At 45.5% G+C, this 18,976-nt stretch carries 22 protein-coding genes; 11 read left to right on the top strand and 11 right to left on the bottom strand.

What is annotated here, in order from left to right; all coding sequences use genetic code 11:
- Window positions 1-25 precede the first annotated feature (25 nt).
- The gene (locus tag ABV409_RS13390; RefSeq protein WP_353878094.1) at window positions 26-1,084 is read left to right on the top strand and encodes a sensor histidine kinase; all 1,059 of its coding nucleotides are present in this window, start codon (window positions 26-28) and stop codon (window positions 1,082-1,084) included.
- Window positions 1,081-1,806 carry a LytR/AlgR family response regulator transcription factor gene (locus ABV409_RS13385; protein WP_353878093.1) on the top strand — a complete coding sequence of 242 codons (726 nt, stop codon included), beginning with the start codon at window positions 1,081-1,083 and terminating at the stop codon, window positions 1,804-1,806. The genes ABV409_RS13390 and ABV409_RS13385 overlap by 4 nt, the downstream gene beginning before the upstream one ends.
- 27 nt (window positions 1,807-1,833) lie before the next feature.
- Here ABV409_RS13385 and ABV409_RS13380 read toward each other — a convergent pair whose 3' ends face one another.
- The 5 genes from ABV409_RS13380 to ABV409_RS13360 form a co-directional block, all read right to left on the bottom strand.
- The gene (locus ABV409_RS13380; protein ID WP_353878092.1) at window positions 1,834-2,841 is read right to left on the bottom strand and encodes a transglutaminase domain-containing protein; all 1,008 of its coding nucleotides are present in this window, start codon (window positions 2,839-2,841) and stop codon (window positions 1,834-1,836) included.
- Entirely contained in the window at window positions 2,841-3,515 is a 675-nt protein-coding gene (locus tag ABV409_RS13375) for a carboxypeptidase-like regulatory domain-containing protein (protein ID WP_353878091.1), read from the bottom strand. Before ABV409_RS13375 ends, ABV409_RS13380 begins: the two co-directional genes overlap by 1 nt.
- 147 nt (window positions 3,516-3,662) lie before the next feature.
- Window positions 3,663-4,037 carry a DoxX family membrane protein gene (locus ABV409_RS13370; protein WP_353878090.1) on the bottom strand — a complete coding sequence of 125 codons (375 nt, stop codon included), beginning with the start codon at window positions 4,035-4,037 and terminating at the stop codon, window positions 3,663-3,665.
- Window positions 4,038-4,110: 73 nt separating this feature from the next.
- Window positions 4,111-4,896: an SDR family oxidoreductase gene (locus ABV409_RS13365; protein ID WP_353878179.1), complete on the bottom strand. Its 786-nt coding sequence runs from the start codon at window positions 4,894-4,896 to the stop codon at window positions 4,111-4,113.
- Complete coding sequence (locus tag ABV409_RS13360; protein WP_353878089.1) at window positions 4,893-5,204, bottom strand: cupin domain-containing protein; 312 nt, start codon at window positions 5,202-5,204, stop codon at window positions 4,893-4,895. Before ABV409_RS13360 ends, ABV409_RS13365 begins: the two co-directional genes overlap by 4 nt.
- Window positions 5,205-5,278: 74 nt before the next feature.
- On the opposite strand from ABV409_RS13360, the gene ABV409_RS13355 reads away from it, so the two are divergent.
- Both ABV409_RS13355 and ABV409_RS13350 read left to right on the top strand, forming a co-directional pair.
- Window positions 5,279-6,631, top strand: coding sequence for a UDP-N-acetylmuramate--L-alanine ligase (locus tag ABV409_RS13355; RefSeq protein WP_353878088.1), 1,353 nt, complete (start codon window positions 5,279-5,281; stop codon window positions 6,629-6,631).
- Window positions 6,632-6,701: 70 nt separating this feature from the next.
- Entirely contained in the window at window positions 6,702-6,857 is a 156-nt protein-coding gene (locus tag ABV409_RS13350; RefSeq protein ID WP_353878087.1) for a hypothetical protein, read from the top strand.
- 11 nt (window positions 6,858-6,868) lie between these two features.
- On the opposite strand, the gene ABV409_RS13345 is transcribed toward ABV409_RS13350, so the two are convergent.
- The gene (locus ABV409_RS13345) at window positions 6,869-7,312 is read right to left on the bottom strand and encodes a DUF1569 domain-containing protein (protein ID WP_353878086.1); all 444 of its coding nucleotides are present in this window, start codon (window positions 7,310-7,312) and stop codon (window positions 6,869-6,871) included.
- Between the two features lie 63 nt (window positions 7,313-7,375).
- Here ABV409_RS13345 and radC point away from each other — a divergent pair, with 63 nt between their 5' ends.
- The 6 genes from radC to ABV409_RS13315 all read left to right on the top strand — a co-directional run bounded on the left by radC (window position 7,376) and on the right by ABV409_RS13315 (window position 13,021).
- Window positions 7,376-8,074, top strand: coding sequence for a RadC family protein (radC, locus tag ABV409_RS13340; RefSeq protein ID WP_353878085.1), 699 nt, complete (start codon window positions 7,376-7,378; stop codon window positions 8,072-8,074).
- 68 nt (window positions 8,075-8,142) lie between these two features.
- Window positions 8,143-9,438: a polysaccharide deacetylase family protein gene (locus ABV409_RS13335; protein ID WP_353878178.1), complete on the top strand. Its 1,296-nt coding sequence runs from the start codon at window positions 8,143-8,145 to the stop codon at window positions 9,436-9,438.
- Window positions 9,431-10,120 (top strand): YjjG family noncanonical pyrimidine nucleotidase, encoded by a 690-nt coding sequence (locus ABV409_RS13330; protein ID WP_353878084.1) that lies wholly within the window; start codon window positions 9,431-9,433, stop codon window positions 10,118-10,120. Before ABV409_RS13335 ends, ABV409_RS13330 begins: the two co-directional genes overlap by 8 nt.
- 54 nt (window positions 10,121-10,174) lie before the next feature.
- On the top strand, window positions 10,175-10,720 hold the full coding sequence (locus ABV409_RS13325; RefSeq protein ID WP_353878083.1) for a hypothetical protein: 546 nt from the start codon (window positions 10,175-10,177) through the stop codon (window positions 10,718-10,720).
- A gap of 14 nt (window positions 10,721-10,734) precedes the next feature.
- Window positions 10,735-12,171: a DUF5723 family protein gene (locus ABV409_RS13320; RefSeq protein WP_353878082.1), complete on the top strand. Its 1,437-nt coding sequence runs from the start codon at window positions 10,735-10,737 to the stop codon at window positions 12,169-12,171.
- A gap of 13 nt (window positions 12,172-12,184) precedes the next feature.
- Complete coding sequence (locus tag ABV409_RS13315) at window positions 12,185-13,021, top strand: hypothetical protein (protein WP_353878081.1); 837 nt, start codon at window positions 12,185-12,187, stop codon at window positions 13,019-13,021.
- Here ABV409_RS13315 and ABV409_RS13310 read toward each other — a convergent pair.
- Window positions 13,018-14,295 carry a replication-associated recombination protein A gene (locus ABV409_RS13310; RefSeq protein WP_353878080.1) on the bottom strand — a complete coding sequence of 426 codons (1,278 nt, stop codon included), beginning with the start codon at window positions 14,293-14,295 and terminating at the stop codon, window positions 13,018-13,020. The two genes, ABV409_RS13315 and ABV409_RS13310, sit on opposite strands and share 4 nt — an antisense overlap.
- Before the next feature lie 79 nt (window positions 14,296-14,374).
- Between ABV409_RS13310 and ABV409_RS13305 the strand changes: the two genes are divergently transcribed.
- Window positions 14,375-15,097: a rhomboid family intramembrane serine protease gene (locus tag ABV409_RS13305; protein ID WP_353878079.1), complete on the top strand. Its 723-nt coding sequence runs from the start codon at window positions 14,375-14,377 to the stop codon at window positions 15,095-15,097.
- Here ABV409_RS13305 and rlmB read toward each other — a convergent pair.
- From rlmB to ABV409_RS13285, 4 genes are all read right to left on the bottom strand, one after another.
- On the bottom strand, window positions 15,094-15,831 hold the full coding sequence (gene rlmB, locus ABV409_RS13300; RefSeq protein WP_353878078.1) for a 23S rRNA (guanosine(2251)-2'-O)-methyltransferase RlmB: 738 nt from the start codon (window positions 15,829-15,831) through the stop codon (window positions 15,094-15,096). The genes ABV409_RS13305 and rlmB overlap by 4 nt on opposite strands.
- A gap of 122 nt (window positions 15,832-15,953) precedes the next feature.
- Window positions 15,954-16,694 carry a hypothetical protein gene (locus ABV409_RS13295; protein WP_353878077.1) on the bottom strand — a complete coding sequence of 247 codons (741 nt, stop codon included), beginning with the start codon at window positions 16,692-16,694 and terminating at the stop codon, window positions 15,954-15,956.
- 121 nt (window positions 16,695-16,815) lie between these two features.
- Window positions 16,816-17,556: a hypothetical protein gene (locus ABV409_RS13290; protein ID WP_353878076.1), complete on the bottom strand. Its 741-nt coding sequence runs from the start codon at window positions 17,554-17,556 to the stop codon at window positions 16,816-16,818.
- A 94-nt stretch (window positions 17,557-17,650) separates the two neighbouring features.
- On the bottom strand, window positions 17,651-18,976 hold the full coding sequence (locus ABV409_RS13285) for an aryl-sulfate sulfotransferase (RefSeq protein WP_353878075.1): 1,326 nt from the start codon (window positions 18,974-18,976) through the stop codon (window positions 17,651-17,653).

The following is an 18,976-nucleotide window of genomic DNA, read 5'->3' as shown; positions in this document are numbered from 1 at the left end:
TTTGATACGTTAGCAATATTCGAATATGAACATTAGCGAGAAAGGCAGAAATCGACTCTTCTGGACGTTGCAATTCGCGGGATGGGGTTTTATCAACCTCATCTCGATTTTTTTTCTGAACAAGTTGAGTACGGCCTTTATGGTCTTCTCCATCGTTACGGGAATAGGTATCGGTATTCTAACGACCACATTGCTCCGATACTATTTGAAGCACAATGTTTTCTTCGAGGATTTCGGGCTAAAGGAATTGATAAAGATCGTGGTCAGTTCGTTAGTGGCCTCGATCATCTATGGTGGTCTGAATATCGGTTTCGGGGTGCTCTATGTCAAGTTTGGCCCTACCATAACGGAGGCGGAAAAAGGCATTTTAAAGGCCTTTGACAGCCCTTGGATCGTCGTCTTCAATTCGTTGTTCATCACCTCATGTTGGGTCATTACCTATTTGGTCATCAAACTCTTGATGAAGATCAATAAAGATCGTATCGAACGACTCGAATTGAATACCAATTTGAAGCAGGCCCAATTGAACACCCTGAAAGGGCAGATCAACCCACATTTCATGTTCAATAGCTTGAACAACATTCGAGGTTTGATGCTCGAAGACGTTGAAAAATCACGTGAGATGCTGACCAAACTTTCTGAAATGCTCCGCTACTCGTTGACCAAGAACAACGTGAATGCCATTGCGGTTTCAGAGGAGCTGGAAATGGTCGAGAATTACATCGCGCTTTCCAAGATACAGTTCGAAGACCGGTTGGAATATGTTGAAGAGGTCGACCCCGGTTGTCTGCAACTGCAAATCCCACCGATGATCATTCAATTGCTTATCGAAAATGCGGCCAAGCACGGCATTGCAACGCTAAAAAACGGTGGGAGGATTTTGTTGTCGATTCAAAGTGAAGCCTCGGTTTTGACGATAGTCGTCAAGAATACCGGTGTTTTGCAAATCGCAAAGAACAGTACCCAATTGGGATTAAAAAACATCAGACAGCGCTTACGATTGTTATACGGTGACCAAGCCCGTTTTGAATTGGGTGAAGATGCCGGAGAAGTGAAAGCTACCATCAAAATTCCATTGACATGAAAATACGGGCAGTTATCGTTGAAGATTCCCGGTTGGCCCGAAATGAGTTGAAAGAGCTGATCAAGACTTTCGACGAAATCGAGTTGGTCGGAGAGGCCGAGAATGTGGATATGGGTTTTGAGCTGCTGCAAAAAGAACTTCCGGATCTGTTGTTTTTGGATATCAATATGCCCGAGAAAGACGGGTTCGATCTACTCGAAATGCTCGATGAGGTCCCGATTACCGTATTTACAACGGCATTCGATGAATATGCTATCAAGTCATTCGAATACAACGCTTTGGATTACCTTTTAAAACCCATTAATGCCAAGCGTTTTGGTCTGGCCATTGAGAAAGTCAAGGTCCAGCTTGAGAAAACTTCGGATACGGACACCACCGCAACAAGATTGACCGGAAGTAGTCAGATCTTCATAAAAGATGGGGAACGTTGCTGGTTGGTCAAAATCGATGAAATCTCCCATTTTGAAATCGTTGGCAACTATACCCGGGTGTTTTTCGCCGAAGAGCGGCCCATGCTCTATAAATCATTGCAACAGATCGAGGAAAAGCTTCCTGAAGCCAACTTTTTCAGGACCAATCGACAGCAGATCGTCAATACGAATTTCATCAAAGAAGTGGTGCCATGGTTCAATGGCAAACTGAAGCTGGTCATGGGCAATGGGGAAGAAATCGAGGTCTCTAGACGACAGTCTTACCTTTTTAAAGATAAACTCAGTTTTTAGAAATCGCTTGATCGTTCTTTCATTGGATTACCGAACGACCTTAACGACATAGGTTGAAATGGCCTGGTTACCTGAGAAGATATGGAGGTCGTATTGCCCTCGCTTTTTGAAGGAATGCCGAAGGTGGATGGTATCACCATTGCGGTAGTGGATCGGGTCGATCTCTGTGGTTTTTCCATTTTTATTGATAACGAACCGCATCGGCCGGTCAGCCGGATTGTCAAGTTGTTCTATGGTGAACTCAAGGGGTTGGTCGACTTTGAGCGCGACGTCCATGGTGGCAGGGTAGGTTGGGTTTAATCGGTTTTTGAACGCCGATCGATAAATAATAGGTCCAGTGATAAACGTCTTGAAGGAGGGTGGCTCTTCGAGCAAGGTCCACCGTGGCTCGATCGGATAATGGTTCTTGATGAACAGTTTAGGGTCGGGCAAGAAATAGATGTCATTGAAATCGGGTTTGAAGGATATGGACTCCTTTTCAAACCGGATGCTTCCTGCCGACCAAGTAGCATCGCATAAATACCAGTTTCCCTCCAAATCAACGGCATTCCATGAATGGTTGGCAACACTTTGTTCATTCAAAGTGGTATGCGCGGTACGTCCGTAACCATCCACGATGCGGCAATCAAGCCCTGATAAAGATGAAAGTTCGCGAATCAGATAGGCATATCCGCTACAAGCGGTTTTTTTCTTCTTCAATAGGTTTTTGAACATGGTCGGCAAATACTTGCGGTTCCATTGTTCGAATGCCAAAGGCTTTTTCCTTAATTTTTGACGCCGGTGCTTTGTTTTGGTGAAGGCATCGTAATCGTTTGCGATGTTGGTGCTTACCCATGTGAAAATCGCCCTGAATTTTTCATGCTCGGTCGGTAGGTCTTTGGTCAGGCGAAATGCAAGTAGCGGTAGGTTGTCAAGTGACATCCCATGATGTATTGCGGCAATGCTATCGGCTTTATGGTAGGCAATGCCATTCTTTGCTTCCCATTGCCCAAATGCCGCAATACATGTAAGATACATTAGGATAAAGATCCGCATTATCTTCTGTTTTGGGGATGTTTTTTGATCGGGTCCGGCGTACTGCTATAGAGTCCTTCTACCATGACTTCACCCATTAAGAGGATATCGGCTTGATCGAATTGTACCGTAATCACCACCTTTTGGCCTGTCTCTTTCGTGACCTCATAAGACTTGGTGTCATAGCCCAAGAAACTGAAAAGCAAAGTGTCCCCTACTTTTAGGGGTTTTGGAAATTCGAACTTACCGTTGAAGTCCGTTGTTGTCCAAAGTTCACTATCCTTCAAGACTACATTGGCTCCGACCATCGGAATACCCTGGTCATCGAATACGGTTCCTGAGACTATGGATTCACCCACGGTCGCGGTAACTACGGCTTTATCAGTATCGATTGAGGTCGTGACCTCTTGTGCCTGCAAGTTTTGGGTAGCCAAAACGCCCAATAGTGAGAAACCGGCCAATCGCAGTCCATGTCTACGCTTGAGGGGATCGAATAGTTGACCGATCTTGAAACGACCGCACAAGGCATCTTTTCCGTGTTCCAGACGTTGCATCATCTCGTCTCTGCCCATTTGGGTAAAATCGATGACTTCCTTGCTGCAGCTTTGGCAGAAGCCCCCGGATCGGGTCGGTTCAAAACCTTCAAAATCTTCGGTGCACGGCGTTTTCAGTGTAATTTTTTTCATTGTTTCCATGGGATTCAAATTTTGATTAGAACCTGAAAGTACTTTAGGTGAACGTGTAGTCAAACCTAAAAATAGTGGTCGCGTACCTTGAACGAGTGACGCTGGGGTTTCATTGAGGTAAAAAAAAAGCCCCGTTTGGGGCTTTTGCGATTCAGGTCAAGCTTTCAGTATCTCGGCGTATCGATCCTTGTATCCGACCAAGGCAAGCACGTTCAAGACCAATAGGGCCAGGGCAGGTCCGATATTCGGAGGATCCAAGGTGGCATGGAATAGTACGGCGCAAACCGAAATACTCATCAAAACCACGGCCATTAAAGCGCCCCATTTGTTGAAAATCAACGCCAGGCCGGCCAAGGTCTCGACCACACCGACCATGGTCAAGTGCTGGCTTTTCGATAAAGCGGTGAAATACTCAAGAGGGTCACCGGTCAATTCAAAGGCGGGCAGGAACTGAAAAAACTTATTCAGTCCGAAGACCAAAACGAACAAGCCCAACAATATCCGTACGGCCATAAAAACTTTTGCATTCATAAGGAATATAATTAGTTAGTTATCAATTAAATGTAGCAAAAAATGCGAATTCCTTACGCTTTTGGGATTTTTTCTATAAAGACTTTAGGAGTCCGCCATCGATCGGAAGGTTGATACCGTTGATATAAGCGGCCTTGTCCGAAGCCAGAAAAGCGACTAAAAACCCATACTCTTCAGGATTCCCGATGCGGTTAGCAGGTACCTTTTTTTCCATTTCGGAGCGTACCTCAGCTTCTTCGATCCCCATTTTTTCAGCTTTCTTGGCATTCAGTGATGCCAGACGTTCGGTGTCGAAGTACCCGGTCAATATGTTGTTTACCGTAATCCCGTCCCGTGCGACATCGATCGCAAGGCTCTTTGCCCAAGTAACAACGGCAGCTCGTATGGTATTCGAAAGGGCCAAATAATTCAAGGGTTCCTTGACCGAAATCGAAGCGACATTAATGATTCGTCCCCAGTTCGACCGTTGCATTTCCTTCAGGGCCAGTTGCGTGGTATAGACCACCGATTTGAACAACTGATCGAATGCCTTTTGATAATCCTCGACCGATTTTTCAAGGGCACCTCCCGCTTCGGGGCCTTGGGTATTATTGACAAGGATATCGATATGGTTATTGGCGAAAAACCGCGCTAGAACCCTTTTATACCCTTCGAAATCGTTGAAATCGACCACAAGGTATCCATGTTGTTGTCTTTCATGGGTTGGTAAATCGGTGATAATCTCTTGCAGCAGTTTTTCACTTCTTGCCATAAGGGTAACCTGGGCACCACTTTCGGCCAATTGTTTGGCAATGGCCTTTCCGATACCCCGGCTGCTCCCACCGATCAAGGCACGTTTGTTTTTTAAGGAAACGATCATTTGTACGCTTCCCTTACCGGACTGAAAACGTCCATTAGTTTGCATGGGGTCAATGCTTTTCCGCCATGTGGGGTATCGGAAGGGATGACCACGACATCAGCTGCACGGTAAACCGAGGTTTTTCCGTCAAGGGTGAATTCGAATTCCCCTTCGACCACGTGCATGATCTGCTCGTGATGGTGTTGGTGTATGGGAACTTCAGCGTCTTTCTCGACAGTCCAAAAGACCCAACTTAGTTTTTCTCCATGGACCATTTTTCCGTGGTACCCTGGCATGATTTCTTTCGAAACCAAAGATGATAGGTTCATAGGCGCAAATTTCTGTATGAAGTTAAAAATATTCCTCAAGGCCAATGGCTATCTTTGATGCGAAATCCATTTCAATGAAAATCCATTTTATCGCAATCGGCGGTAGCGCCATGCACAACCTTGCTTTGGCCTTGGCCTATAAAGGGTATACGGTAACGGGAAGTGATGATATTATTTTTGAACCCTCCAAGGGAAGGTTAAAAGCCAAAGGCCTTTTGCCCGAAACCTTCGGTTGGTTTCCTGAAAAGATAACCGCCGACCTTGATGCCGTTATTTTGGGAATGCACGCCAAACCCGACAACCCTGAATTGGAGCGGGCCCAGGAGCTGGGAGTGAAGATCTTCTCCTATCCGGAATTCCTCTATGAACAATCGAAAGACAAAACAAGGGTCGTTATCGGCGGTAGCCATGGGAAGACCACGATTACTTCCATGATCTTACATGTATTGGATTACCACGATATATCAGTGGATTATATGGTTGGGGCCCAATTGGATGGGTTCGAACGTATGGTCCATTTGACCGAAACCAATGATTTCATCGTACTGGAAGGCGACGAGTATTTGAGTTCGCCCATAGACCGACGACCAAAATTCCATTTATACCAGGCGAATATCGCGCTCTTGAGCGGTATCGCATGGGATCATATCAATGTCTTTCCGACTTTTGAGAACTATGTGGCCCAATTTCAAACCTTTATCGATGGGATCGTCCGTGGTGGTAGTATTACCTATTTTTCGGAAGATCCAACGGTAGTCCAGGTGGTCGAGGCTACGGAGAACACCATTCGAAAGTTCCCCTATGCCGTTCCGGAATATGAAGTGATTGGAGGTGAAACCTATCTGCGGACCGAAGATGGTCCGTTACCCTTGCAGGTATTCGGTCGACATAATTTAGGTAATGTGATGGGGGCAAAATGGATCTGCCAGCAAATGGGCGTTGATGAAACGGATTTTTATGAGGCCATAGCAAGCTTCAAGGGTGCCAGTAAACGAATGGAGAAAATCGCAGAGAAATCGAATCGGGTAGCGTTTAAGGATTTTGCACATTCCCCGAGCAAAGTAGGGGCAACAACCGCGGCCTTGCGGGAGCAGTACCCTGAGCATCACTTGCTGGCCTGTCTCGAATTGCATACCTACAGCAGTTTGAACCATGACTTTCTCGAACAATATCGAAATGCCCTCGATAAGGCAGACGAAGCGGTCGTATTTTATTCGCCAGAGGCCGTCAAGATCAAACGGTTGGACGAGGTGTCACCAGATCGCATAAAGAGTGCTTTCAAGCGCGAAGATTTACTGGTGTTCACCGATCCGAAGGCCTTCGAAGCCTATTTGTTTGAAAAAGACTTCGCCAATACCGCCTTGCTTTTAATGAGTTCAGGAAATTACGGCGGACTTGATGTTGAGGCCTTACTCAGCAGATTTTAGGCAATTTTGTCAGTTCGGACATCTTAGGAACGGCTTTTGAAATCCATCAAACATGAAAAAGCATGGTACGATGAAACGTTCTGCTAAGCTCCTGCGCTTACTTTCAATGACGTTAATGGCGGTAATGATCGGTTTTTCAAATAGTATTTTGGAAGAAAACAGAAGCATCAACGATACTAGGGCCCGTATCGAGCAGCAGTTCGAACAGGCTGACGAAGAAGAATGAAGGCGTGTCGATCAAAGGCCGAATTGGCGCAGATGGTGGTCGAGATGTTTGTACTGCATTTGTCCCCATTGCTCTCGGGTAAAGGTGCCGAACAATGGATGGGGGTTCCATTCTTCCCGGTTTTTCACCCCATGGCATTCGTCGATCAACGCTTTTAGTTTTGGAAGCTCGACCATAAAATCCTTATCCTCTTTTGCTACCAATCCCGGCGCCGTCGGAAGGTTTTTGCGCCAAGGCTTGTCATTGTACATTGATTTTTTGAACAACCACCGTACCAACGGGTTGCCCTTTACCTTATGGGGTTCGTTCTTAATGGCCAGTTTTAAAGGAAACTGACAATGCCAAACCATTTGTGCGGCAGTCATTTTACCCCATTGCCGCGGAGAATCCGGTTGGAGCTGTTCTAGACGGGTCATGATCTCGCCATGGTGCCGGGTATCAAAAATTGACTTCATCCTTTCGTTTTTTTACAAATTAAGGAAAGCATGCCAAAGAAGTGGCAAAAACCATAAAAACGAATGGGGATACCGAAACAGCACCTGGCCATAAAGGATTGGGCCATTGATGACAAGCCTAGGGAAAAGCTTTTGGAAAAAGGAAGCTCCGTCCTTTCCGATGCCGAGATCATTGCCATCCTTATCGGCTCCGGAAACCGCTATGAAAGTGCCGTAGAACTCTCCAAACGCATTCTTTCAAGTGTCGATCATGATCTTGATAAATTAGGAAGGCTTTCGGTCGACCGCTTGTTGCACTTCAAAGGCATCGGTGAAGCCAAGGCCATTACCATAACCGCAGCCCTTGAATTAGGACGGAGAAAACGACTGGTTGGTGCATTCCGTTCGCTGAGGATCCATAAAAGTTCCGATGTATTCGAGTTGATGTATCCTGTAATCGGTGATTTGCCCCATGAAGAATTTTGGGTCCTATACCTCAACAATTCGAACAAGCTTTTGGCAAAAGATCTGATCAGTAAAGGGGGTATCACAGGAACACTGGTCGATGTGAGGTTGGTGTTAAAGCGAAGTCTTGAGCTAGGGGCCATAGGCCTCATATTGATCCACAACCATCCTTCCGGGTCATTACGGCCAAGTAATCAAGACAAGCAAGTGACCAAAAAAATGAAAAATGCCGCGAATATCATCGACATCAAAATATTGGATCATGTGATCTTGGCCGAAAAAAACTATTTCAGCTTTGCCGACGAAGGCATTCTTTGAGTAATTCACGGTTCTTATCGGCGGTGACGGGTTGGCGGTGATATTCGTACATTTGGGTTTTGAAGACTATGCTACTTGTCTACACCCATAAGATAACCAACAGGTTCAGTTATACGGCCAGGCATCTTTTTACACGGATTTTAGGGGTAGAAGTCGATTTTACGACAAAAGTCGAGGATTTTATAAAGCATAAGGGCCCCAAGATCACCTACACCAAAAAACCTTTACAGAATGAGTTTTTCATTCGGTCGAATGACCTGTTATTCGAACAAGGGATCAATGATATTGCCCTAAAAATGGGGAATTGGGACGGTCTGCCCTGTTTTTTCGAGGCAGGGGAGCGCAGCAATGTGCCCTTCGACATCTTTGCGGCGAGTTTTTATTTATTGAGTAGGTATGAAGAATACTTGCCCCATGTAAAAGATCATTTAGGACGATTTCCACCAGAGACAGGGCTTGCCCATCAAGAAGGGTTTTTGGAACGGCCATTGGTCGATCTTTGGTCGAAGAAACTGCTTATGTTGTTACAAGAACGTTTTCCTGATTTGATGTATCGACCAAAAACATATCGTTTTACGTCCATAATCAACGTAACCAGTTCGCATTCCTATGCACTCCGCGGTTTTTCAAGGGGTTTTGCGGGTTTTGTACATGATTTGGGCCGGTTTAAGTTACGAAGGTTGGCAAGAAGGGTGGCCGTTTGGTTCGATCCAAAAAAAGACCCCTTTGACAATTTTTCCGGTTTGATCGCTATACACAAGCGTTTCAAGATGAAAACGATGTTCTTCTTTCAATTTGCCGATTACTCTCGGCATGACAAGAATATTTCCATCCACAAGAACAAATTCCGCTTTTTGATCAAGTCCATAGCCGATTATAGTAGGGTGTCGTTGAGTGCGTCGATGGCCTCTTCCATGAACAATGCTATTTTGATCGAAGAGAAGGCGCGCTTGTCCCAGTTGATCAATCGGCCGGTGAACAGTTCAAGGATGCGGTACAACAAAGTCGTCTTGCCGGAAACCTACAGAAATCTAGTCGAGGCCGAGTTTACCGATGATTATTCCATGGGGTTCACCCATCGGATCGGCTATCGCGCCGGCACCAGCTCACCCTTCTATTTTTACGATATCAATCTTGAGGTACAACAACCGATCAAGATACATCCGTTTGCTTTTTGCGACCATGCCCTGGTCAACTGTACCACCAAAGATGAGGTTTTTGCCTTGACCGATCCTTTGTTCGATGAGGCCAAACAGGTCGGTAGTGATTTCGTCATGGTGTTCTCGAATCAATTGTTGGGCAGTAAGCATAAAATAAACTGGCTTGAATTGTATGAGGCTATGGTAAAGCGGTACTATGTTTAAAGAAAGGGTCACCGATGTCTTTTTCGATTTGGATCATACCCTTTGGGACTTCGAGCGAAATTCGGCCCTTACCTTTGGTAAAATATTCGCTGAAATCGGCATAGCGGTCGATTTAGAGGCATTCTTGCAACATTATGTACCCATAAACCATAGCTATTGGAAGTTGTTTCGTGAAAACAAGGTGACCAAGCAAACACTGCGTTTTGAGCGATTGCAGCGCTCTTTTCAGGCCTTGGGGGTGCAACTTCCCGATGCGGTCATCGATACCCTTTCAGATGCCTATATCGATACCCTTTCCTCGTTTAACCACGTTTTTCCGGGAGCCTATGAAATTTTGACCTATTTGAAACCGCATTATAAGTTGCATATCATAACCAATGGATTCGATCGGGTTCAGGATAAGAAGCTTAGAAATGCCGATCTCGATGCGTTTTTCTCCATTGTGGTCAACTCAGAAATGGCGGGAGTTAAAAAACCGGATCCGGGCATATTCGAAATGGCCTTGGCGAAAGCCGGGGCAAGTCCGGAAAAGTCATTGATGATCGGAGATAACCTTGAAGCCGATATCTTGGGTGCCATGAAGCTCGGAATGTATGGGCTCCACTTTAATTCAAACGATGAACCCGAGCATGGGTTTTGTCCGATTATTACCGATTTGGGCGAAATAAAATCATTTTTATGAAGTTATAGTAGGGTAACAGGACCACTTAGCTGTTCTACCTACAAACCTCAGAAGATGAACCGGACGATTTTCGGTATTGCGATAGTTTTTTTGTTTTTGGCCCTGGGCGCATGTGCCGATGAACAGAACTTCGATCAGGTTGATGATTTGGAAGTCATTCCCACCGCGGCGACCAGTATTTTTTATTTCGAATCGGATGAGAATACCATTAATCAGGCGCCAATAGGTGCATTTTATACCCAAACCTTCACTTTTGAAGCCTTCAATCAAGACTTCGTCGCCGACAACGTGTTGGACGGTACCATTACCTATCAGGTTGAGAATACCACGAGCAAGCAACTGGATATTTTGATCGAATTCTTGGATGCCGCGGGAAATGTGCTTGATACGGAGAATTTCATCATCCAACCGGAACCAACGGCCCTGATCGAGCGTCAAATCACCTATGGGCCCGGAGGAAGGAACCTTGATATCTTGATCAATACCACCGATATACGGGTGGTCGGAACCAACCTTGGTGACAACACCAGTCAATCTTCGGCCCCACAACCTCTAATCATTTTAAGATCCAGCGCAGTATTTAGGGTAAGACTACTATGAGAAAACTACTGACAATGGTTTTGGTCACATTGGTTTTCGGTGTGGGCGGACTCACTGCGCAAAATCGACAGCTACTGTACGATTTTTATGAGATCCCCCAATCCGCAATGCTGAATCCCGGAGTGAAGACGATACAGCAATGGCATGCAGGCCTGCCCTTACTTTCAGGCTTGACCTTCCAAGCCGGAACCAGCGGCATCACGGTAAACGACCTGTTCGCTGATGATGGCATCGACTTCACAACCAAATTACGCGACCGTGCGATCAATGGGTTGGGTCAAAACGATGAATTTGGAGCCAGCGGCACCATTGAGGTTTTCAGCGGAGGGTTTCGAACTGCGAATCGACCGAATGACTACTATTCTTTCGGAGTGTATGGGGAAGGGTTCATTTCACAATTTTGGCCCAAGGATATCGCCATATTGGCCTTCGAGGGCAATGCACCGAATATTAATAGAAGGTTCAGTCTGAACCATTTCGCAAACCAAGGGGAGGCGGTCAATGTGTTTCATTTCGGGCTGAACCGAAAGCTCAACCAAAAGTGGACCGTCGGGGTGAGGGCAAAGCTTTACTCCAGTGTATTCGAATTCCGATCGGCCAAGAACGATGGGTATTTCGTGACGACGGTCGGCGAGAACAATTTATTGCGCAATACCTTGGTGGCCGATGTACGTATGCGTACCTCAGGGGTCGATGAACTGCTTGATATTCTCACTGACGATTCCGCAGCAACCCGGGAGGAACTCTCCAAACTACTTATTCGTAAATCGCTCTTGGGCGGTAACCTAGGGTTGGGTATGGATTTCGGATTTACCCATGAGCTAAGCAGGCAGACCGTCATAACGGGCAGCGTCTTGGACCTCGGTTTCATCTATTACAATAAGAACGTAAAGAATTATACGTTGAACGGCGCCGCTTCCAATGAAGGTATTGAGATCATCCTACCTGAGGATCTGACCAATCTTACCAGTGATATTTGGCAAGAACTTGTCGATGAAATCGAAAGATTGGTGCCCTTTGAAACCGATGAAGATGCTTATTTGGCCATGAGACCGATCAAGTTATACGGTTCGATCCGACATAATTTCGGCCAAAAGGACCCCCGTAGTAATGATTGTGACTGTGACATCAAACCGAAGATAAACCTTGATCGGTTCGATTATATCAACAGCGTCGGGGCCCAATTGTTCATGATGCAGCGGCCTAGGGGCCCCCAATTGGCTTTGACGGCATTTTTCCAAAAACGTTTTGGTAATTTCCTAACCCTGAAAACAACATATACCGCCGATAAATACTCCTTGTCGAACATTGGTATGGGGATGAGTTGGCAGCTGGGAAAATTCAATTTCTACGCCATGGCCGACAATCTTTTAGGGTACACCAATATTCCCGATAGCCATTACGCATCTTTCCATTTAGGATTTAATATCATATCTTGGAACGGTAATTGATTACTAGCTCAGCATGAAGAAAATTGTATTTGTTTCGCTCCTTGTTTTCGGTTTAAGTTTCAATGGGTCGGCACAGCTGAACGGTTTCAAATACGTCATCGTTCCTAAAAAATTCAGTGCCTTTAAGAACATGAACGAATTTCAGACCAGTACCTTGATCAAGTTCTTGTTCGATAAAGCCGATTTCAATGTGGTCTATGATGACAATTTACCTGATGACCTCAAAGACGACCCTTGTCTCGGAGCCCTTCTTGATTTAGAAGACGAATCGAATTTGTTCGCAACAAAAACCAGACTTCTGGTTAGGGATTGTGAGGGGAAGTTCGTATTCGGCAGCGTCCAGGGAAAATCGAAACTTAAGGATTTCAAAAAGTCGTATCAAGAAGCGATAACCGAAGCTTTTGCATCGTTTAAGGGCATGGAGTACGCCTATGATCCCGAGTTGCGAAAGAAACGGAGCACCGAGGGGCGGAAAACCGAAGAAAAGTCCGAACCCGAATCGGAGACGGTCACGGTAAGTTTCAAAGACGACGTCAAAAACATTGATGAAGTTGAAGAACGCGATGTGAACGTGATGCCTGAAAGTACCGAAAACCAGACTCCAGCACCGATAACCACCGGATCAAAGGGCGATAAAGATATCTTATATGCCCAACCAGTGGCAGAGGGCTACCAATTGGTCGATAGTAGCCCGGCGGTAGTTTATGTACTACGAGCTACCTCTTCACCGGATATCTTTATGGTCACGAAGGATGGTAAAAACGGAATCGTTTACAAGAGCGGTGAAAAATGGTTCCTTGAGATGGACGGAAAAAGTAAAAAAGCGACGGAGCTTAAGATCAAATTCTAAAAATTGTACTTGTCTTTCCACCGCTGTTTTAGGAAGGCACGAATCGCATTCTCGCGTTGGCTGTTTCCTGGCTGGTAAAATTCCGTACCTGAAATTTCTTCGGGTAAGAACTCTGAGGCCACGAAATTTTTTTCATAATCATGCGCGTACGCATAACCATCACCATAACCCAATTCCTTCATGAGTTGGGTCGGTGCATTTCGTATGGCCAAGGGTACTGAAAGATCTCCGGTATCCTTAACGGTTTTTTGGGCTTTTTTGATCGCGACATAGCTTGCATTGCTTTTCGGTGAGCCAGCCAAATATGTGGCACATTGGCTCAAAATGATCCGGGCTTCAGGGTAGCCGATGGTGTTTACCGCTTGGAAGGTGGCATTGGCCAAAACCAGGGCCGTGGGGTTGGCGTTACCAATATCCTCCGAAGCGAGTATCAACATACGGCGGGCAATGAACTTCACGTCTTCGCCCCCTTCGATCATACGTGCCAACCAATAAACGGCTGCATTGGGGTCGCTGCCCCGTATCGATTTGATAAAGGCCGAAATGATGTCATAATGCTGTTCGCCGGTCTTGTCATAGAGTACCGTGTTCTTTTGGACCCGCTGCAATACCTTGTCATTGGTAATCTTAATGTCTTCCGAAGGTTCCGAATTGATCAACAATTCGAAAATATTCAATAGTTTTCTTCCATCACCCCCTGAAAGTCTGAATAAGGCTTCGGTTTCTTCGATCTTGATTTTTTTCGTTTTTAAAATGGGATCCGTCTTCACGGCCCGGTCAAGGAGCGACTGAAGATCCTCTTTGGAAAAAGGATTCAAAACGTAGACCTGGCATCTTGACAGCAGTGCCGGAATTACTTCAAAACTAGGGTTTTCAGTGGTCGCCCCGATTAGGGTGACCCAGCCTTTTTCTACGGCACCCAATAAAGAATCTTGTTGTGATTTGCTGAACCGATGGATTTCATCAATAAAAAGGATGGGGTTTTTCGCAGTGAACAAACCACCGCCTTTTTTTGCTTTTTCGATGACTTCGCGAACGTCTTTGACCCCACTGCTTATGGCACTCAAGGTATAAAAAGGACGTTCACTTTCTTCAGCGATAATATGGGCCAATGTCGTTTTTCCAGTACCTGGGGGACCCCAAAAAATCAACGATGGAATGACCCCTGAGGTAATTTGGTTCGTTAACGAGCCATCGGTGCCCACAAGATGCCCTTGGCTGACGTATTCGTCTAAGGATTTAGGTCGGATGCGTTCTGCTAAGGGTTCGTTCATAGGGTAAAAATACGGAAATAGCAGGATGACAATTTATCAGATTTTGCATTTCTGGTAAGTTAATTGCAATTTTAAAGGAATGACTGAAAAAGGGGATTTGCGGTTTTCGTTAGGCTTATTGATCGTTCCATTGTTCGCGGTATTGTCCATTTGGTTCGTTTTTTGGCTTGAGTTGATCACAGGATCGAATTTCAATACGCATGGTATTTATCCCCGTCGTTTGAACGGTCTACAGGGCATCGCATTCAGTCCGTTCATCCATGGTTCCGTCGAACACTTGTATAACAACACCATTCCATTAGCGGTTTTGACCACAGCCTTGGTCTATTTTTATAGGAGTAGTGCCTTCAAGGTCATCGTGTTCGGCTTGCTGCTTTCAGGGATTCTGACATGGGTGATCGGGAGACCGTCTTATCATATCGGGGCTAGCGGATTGATCTATGTTTTGGTCAGTTTCATTTTCTTTAAAGGAATTTTCGCAAAGCACTTTCGTTTGATCGCACTTTCATTGGGGATCGTCTTTTTGTACGGAAGCATGCTTTGGTATATTTTTCCTATCGAAGACGGGATTTCTTGGGAAGGACACCTGTCCGGATTTTTGACAGGGCTCTTTTTGGCCCGGTTCATCAAGGTCGATTTGCCAAAAAAGAGAACGTATCAATGGGAAAGGGATGATTACAATGAAGAGGAAGATGAGTTTTTAAGACATTTTGACAAAGACGGGAACTTTATCGAACGACCAGTTGATGATATCGAGATCGTATACCACTTCAAAAAAAAGGAACGAAAAGATGGCGACTAAGCCTGGCGTTGTCGAACGACTTCGTATAAAAAGGCCCCACAGGCCACTGAGACATTCAAGGAATCGATTTCACCGAGCATTGGCAATTTCGCTTTTTCGTCGACCAATTTCAATAGTTGATCGGAGACCCCTTTTCCTTCAGATCCCATTAATATCGCTGTGGGCTGGTTGAAATCGACATCGTAAAGCAGCTTGTCGGTCTTTTCGGTCGCCGCAATAATGCGGACACCTGAAGCATTGAGGTAGTATATGGCATCTTTTAGATGGTCTACTTTACTAATAGGGACATTGAAGACCCCTCCTGCCGATGTCTTTACCGTATCTTGATTGACCGGAGCCGAACCTGATTTTGGTACGATGACCGCATGTGCCCCGGTACATTCCGCCGTTCTAAGGATCGCCCCGAAATTCCTGACATCGGTGACTTGATCCAGCAACAATAGAAAGGGCACACCATCTTTCGCGAGCACCTCCTCGATAAGTGTCTCGAAATCCCTAAAGTTGATCGGTGCTATTTTCGCTACGGCCCCTTGATGGTTGTTTTGAGTGAACCTGTTCAATCGTTCAACGGGCACGTAGGAAACGCTCAGCCCTTGTTTTCTCGCCTTATGTTCAAGTTCGCGAAAAAGGGGGCCTGATAGTCCTTTTTGCAAAAAAAGCTTGTTTATGGGCTTTTCTGCACTTATTGCTTCAAGTACGGTTCGGATACCGTAAATCTGTTGTTCTTCTTTCATTCGGAAGGCAAAGGTAGCCTTTTGGAACAAATCGTTGCCTAAAAACCAGTTATAGGTTTTTTGATAAAAGAAATGCAGCCCGGATAAGGCTGCATTTCATAGTTGTTAAGACGGATGGGGTATCAGCTGTTCAGAAATTGAACTACCTTATGGATATCGCCCTCGTCACTCACTTTGATCCTGTTCTCTTTCAAAAACGACTTTAATTCACTTTGCTTGTCGCCTTCGACAAGGTTGAGTAGTTTTTTATTGCTGAGTTGCACCTCATCGATGCGGTTGCCGCCATCGACTTCGATATAGTACTCCGTGAATTTGGTAAATCGGGCCGGTGAAGCTTTGACGAACGTATTCGGTGCTTTCTTGGCTTCTTTGAACGTAATCTTAAGGCGTTTGTATAGTTTGTACTTGCCATCGCTCAAAAGCGTCAGATAGCCATTTTGGGTCTTTCCGTTACGATCTATAAAGGTCTTGAAGGCCATTCGCTTCCCATCGACGACAAGATTGATTTTCTTGTCACGACCCAGTGCGCGTATCGGCTCTTCTTCGACATTTTGCTGCTTGAGTTCGATTTCATCGTTATGGGCATTATACCTATAGAACATATCGCCTGCTTTTTCATCCCCATAATAGATTTGCGTCAACTTGAACTCATTCGCCATATAGGGCGAACCTTCGATGTTCTCATCGAGATAAGTTGCTTTGGCCTCTGAATCCTCTATCGATCCCATGGCATATTTGTAAAGGGCATCTGAAACCCCGCCATCGGCAGAATTCGCGTTATAACTGACTACTTGTCCTGAAGTTTGGGCGTTGCCGACGGCGACTATCGCCAGAGCGGCCAAAAAACTGCATACTTTTTTCATTTTGATTGATTTTATTTTTCTTTAAAATACGTTTTTTTTTTCGACAGCAGGGTAAAGGTTCATCGGGAGGCAAAAAAAAACGGCCTGAAAAGGCCGTTTTTAAACGTAGTACCACGCGGTATTAGCTGTTCAAATATTCAAGGACTTCATACACATCGTATTCGTCTTTGATTTTGATTTTGTTCTCTTTAAGGTATGCCTTCAGTTCCGCTTTTTTAGCATCCGGAATCAACTTGAGTAACTTTCTGTTGCTCAATTCCAATTGATCGATCCTATTGACACCTTCGATTTCCAAATAATATTCAGTGAACTTGGTAAATCGGGCCGGAATCGCAGGAATGAACGAATTTTGGGCTTTTTGACCTTCAGTGAATTTTACATCGGTTCGCTTGTACAAGCTATATTTACCATCCCTAAGTTGGGTCAAATACCCGTTTTGGGTGGTTCCTTTCTCATCGATAAACGTCTTGAAACTCATCGGTCTTCCGTTGATCTTGATGGAAATTTTCTTATCTCGGCCCAAAGCGCGAACCCCTTCGGACTCCAAATTGGTTTCCTTGATCTCGATTTCTTCGTTATAGGCATTGTAACGATAGAATAGGTTTCCTAGGTTCTCGTCACCATAGTAAAGTACGGTTGGCAAAAATACATCCGAAGTGTAAGGCGATCCTTGGAAATCATCGTTCTTGAAAGCTAATTTTTGATTCGCTTCCTGGATTGGCCCCAAGACCGCATTTAATTGCCCCGCAGAAGCGAAGTTCGCGCTTCCTGAAGAGCTGTAGTTTGCAATTTGGCCGGTCGCTTGTGCAGCTGCGATAAACGTACCTGCCACAAAAGCCAAAAGGGTAAAAAGGTTTTTCATTTTCAAGTGATTTTTGAGAATAGCAAATCTAACGAAATAAAGGTGTCATATAACGCGATTCGTGATAAAACTTTCATAAAAATCGTCATACGGTTCAGAGGCCAAGACTTTGTATTTCAGGGGCGTCCTTGTCATAATGGTACCCTCTCCAGAAGAAGCCGGATGTGGTATACCGCCAAACCAGTCCTCCATCGGGGTCGACTTCCCAAAATCCGAAGTCACCTTCGGTAATCAAACGATTGCCATTGGGCAATGCGACCGCACCGGATACCCTGCCCGAAAACAGATCGGTGTCTGTGAAACTCCATACGACTTCAGGCTCGTTGTCGGTATTGGCCAAAAGCGAAAACGTAGAGGGCATCTCGAGTTCGTAGACGGTCGATTGCGCCGCGTTGAAACCATTGGCGAAAATCAACATATTGCCAGCCGATTCACCAGTCAAAAGGTTGGGGTGATGGTTGCGATCGAACCTTCTTACCCCTTGATCGTTGTTATAGGCGGTCGGGTTGCCGAAGCGGTACAGAAGGTCTCCTCCTACACCAAAGTTCCCCCCAGTACCCGTTTGGGCTTCAGCAGTGCTGGTACTGTGGTCTATGACCCAAACCTCACTGTAAAAATTGGCGCTGATGTAAATCAGGTCGTTTTCCGCATCATAAGCCAAGCCGTTGGCATGACTGACATCACCGTCATCATTCGGAACTTCCAAATAATTGATGTCGATTCGGTTCGGATTGTCCGCTACGGATCCAAAATTCAGTTTGGTGTCGTCGAAGTCTTGGACCAAATGATCCCACATATGCCATTGCCAAACGATTTCATCCGTTGATGGGTCGATTTCGAAAACAGCATCGTAAATTACCTGAGTGCCGGCCGAAAAACCGATCTCGGTGGCTTCTTCCATTGATTTTCGTTCCCAAGTCAGAAAAAGGATGTTTCCGTTGGGCAACATCACGGCATCGTGGTGGGCGATGTGTTCCGAACTTGAATATTCGTACGACCACTCAACACCCCCATCTTTATCCAACAATGCAATGACCCCTCCGAAACCACCTAGGGTGATTTCTGGGCTTTCCGATTCCAGCATGGTCAACAATTGGCCGTTGGGTAGTAAGAACGCATCATTGCCCAAACGGCTGCCGTTCAAGTTCCATTCGAAAATCGTGGCGGCCTCTTTGTTCATTAGATACACCCGATTTGCCGAAGCATCGTTCACCAAAATAAACCCGTCATAAACCAAGTCGGCATTGAACACTTCCAAGCCTTCTACCGGAGGAGGGGCGTCGTCATCGCCGCCTGAGACATCGTCATCGGTCTGAACTACATCATCGGTAATGGATCCGTCATCGTTGTTACAGCCTATAAAAAAAATAAATAGCAAAAGGGCCGCGAAAGGGCCGAGTAATTTATGTGATAGTTTCAT

The organism is Flagellimonas algarum (genome assembly GCF_040513375.1).
GTDB classification, from domain to species: Bacteria; Bacteroidota; Bacteroidia; order Flavobacteriales; family Flavobacteriaceae; genus Flagellimonas_B; species Flagellimonas_B algarum.
The sequence above is the reverse complement of the archived record's forward strand: the minus strand, read 5'-3'. Positions and strand labels throughout refer to the sequence as shown.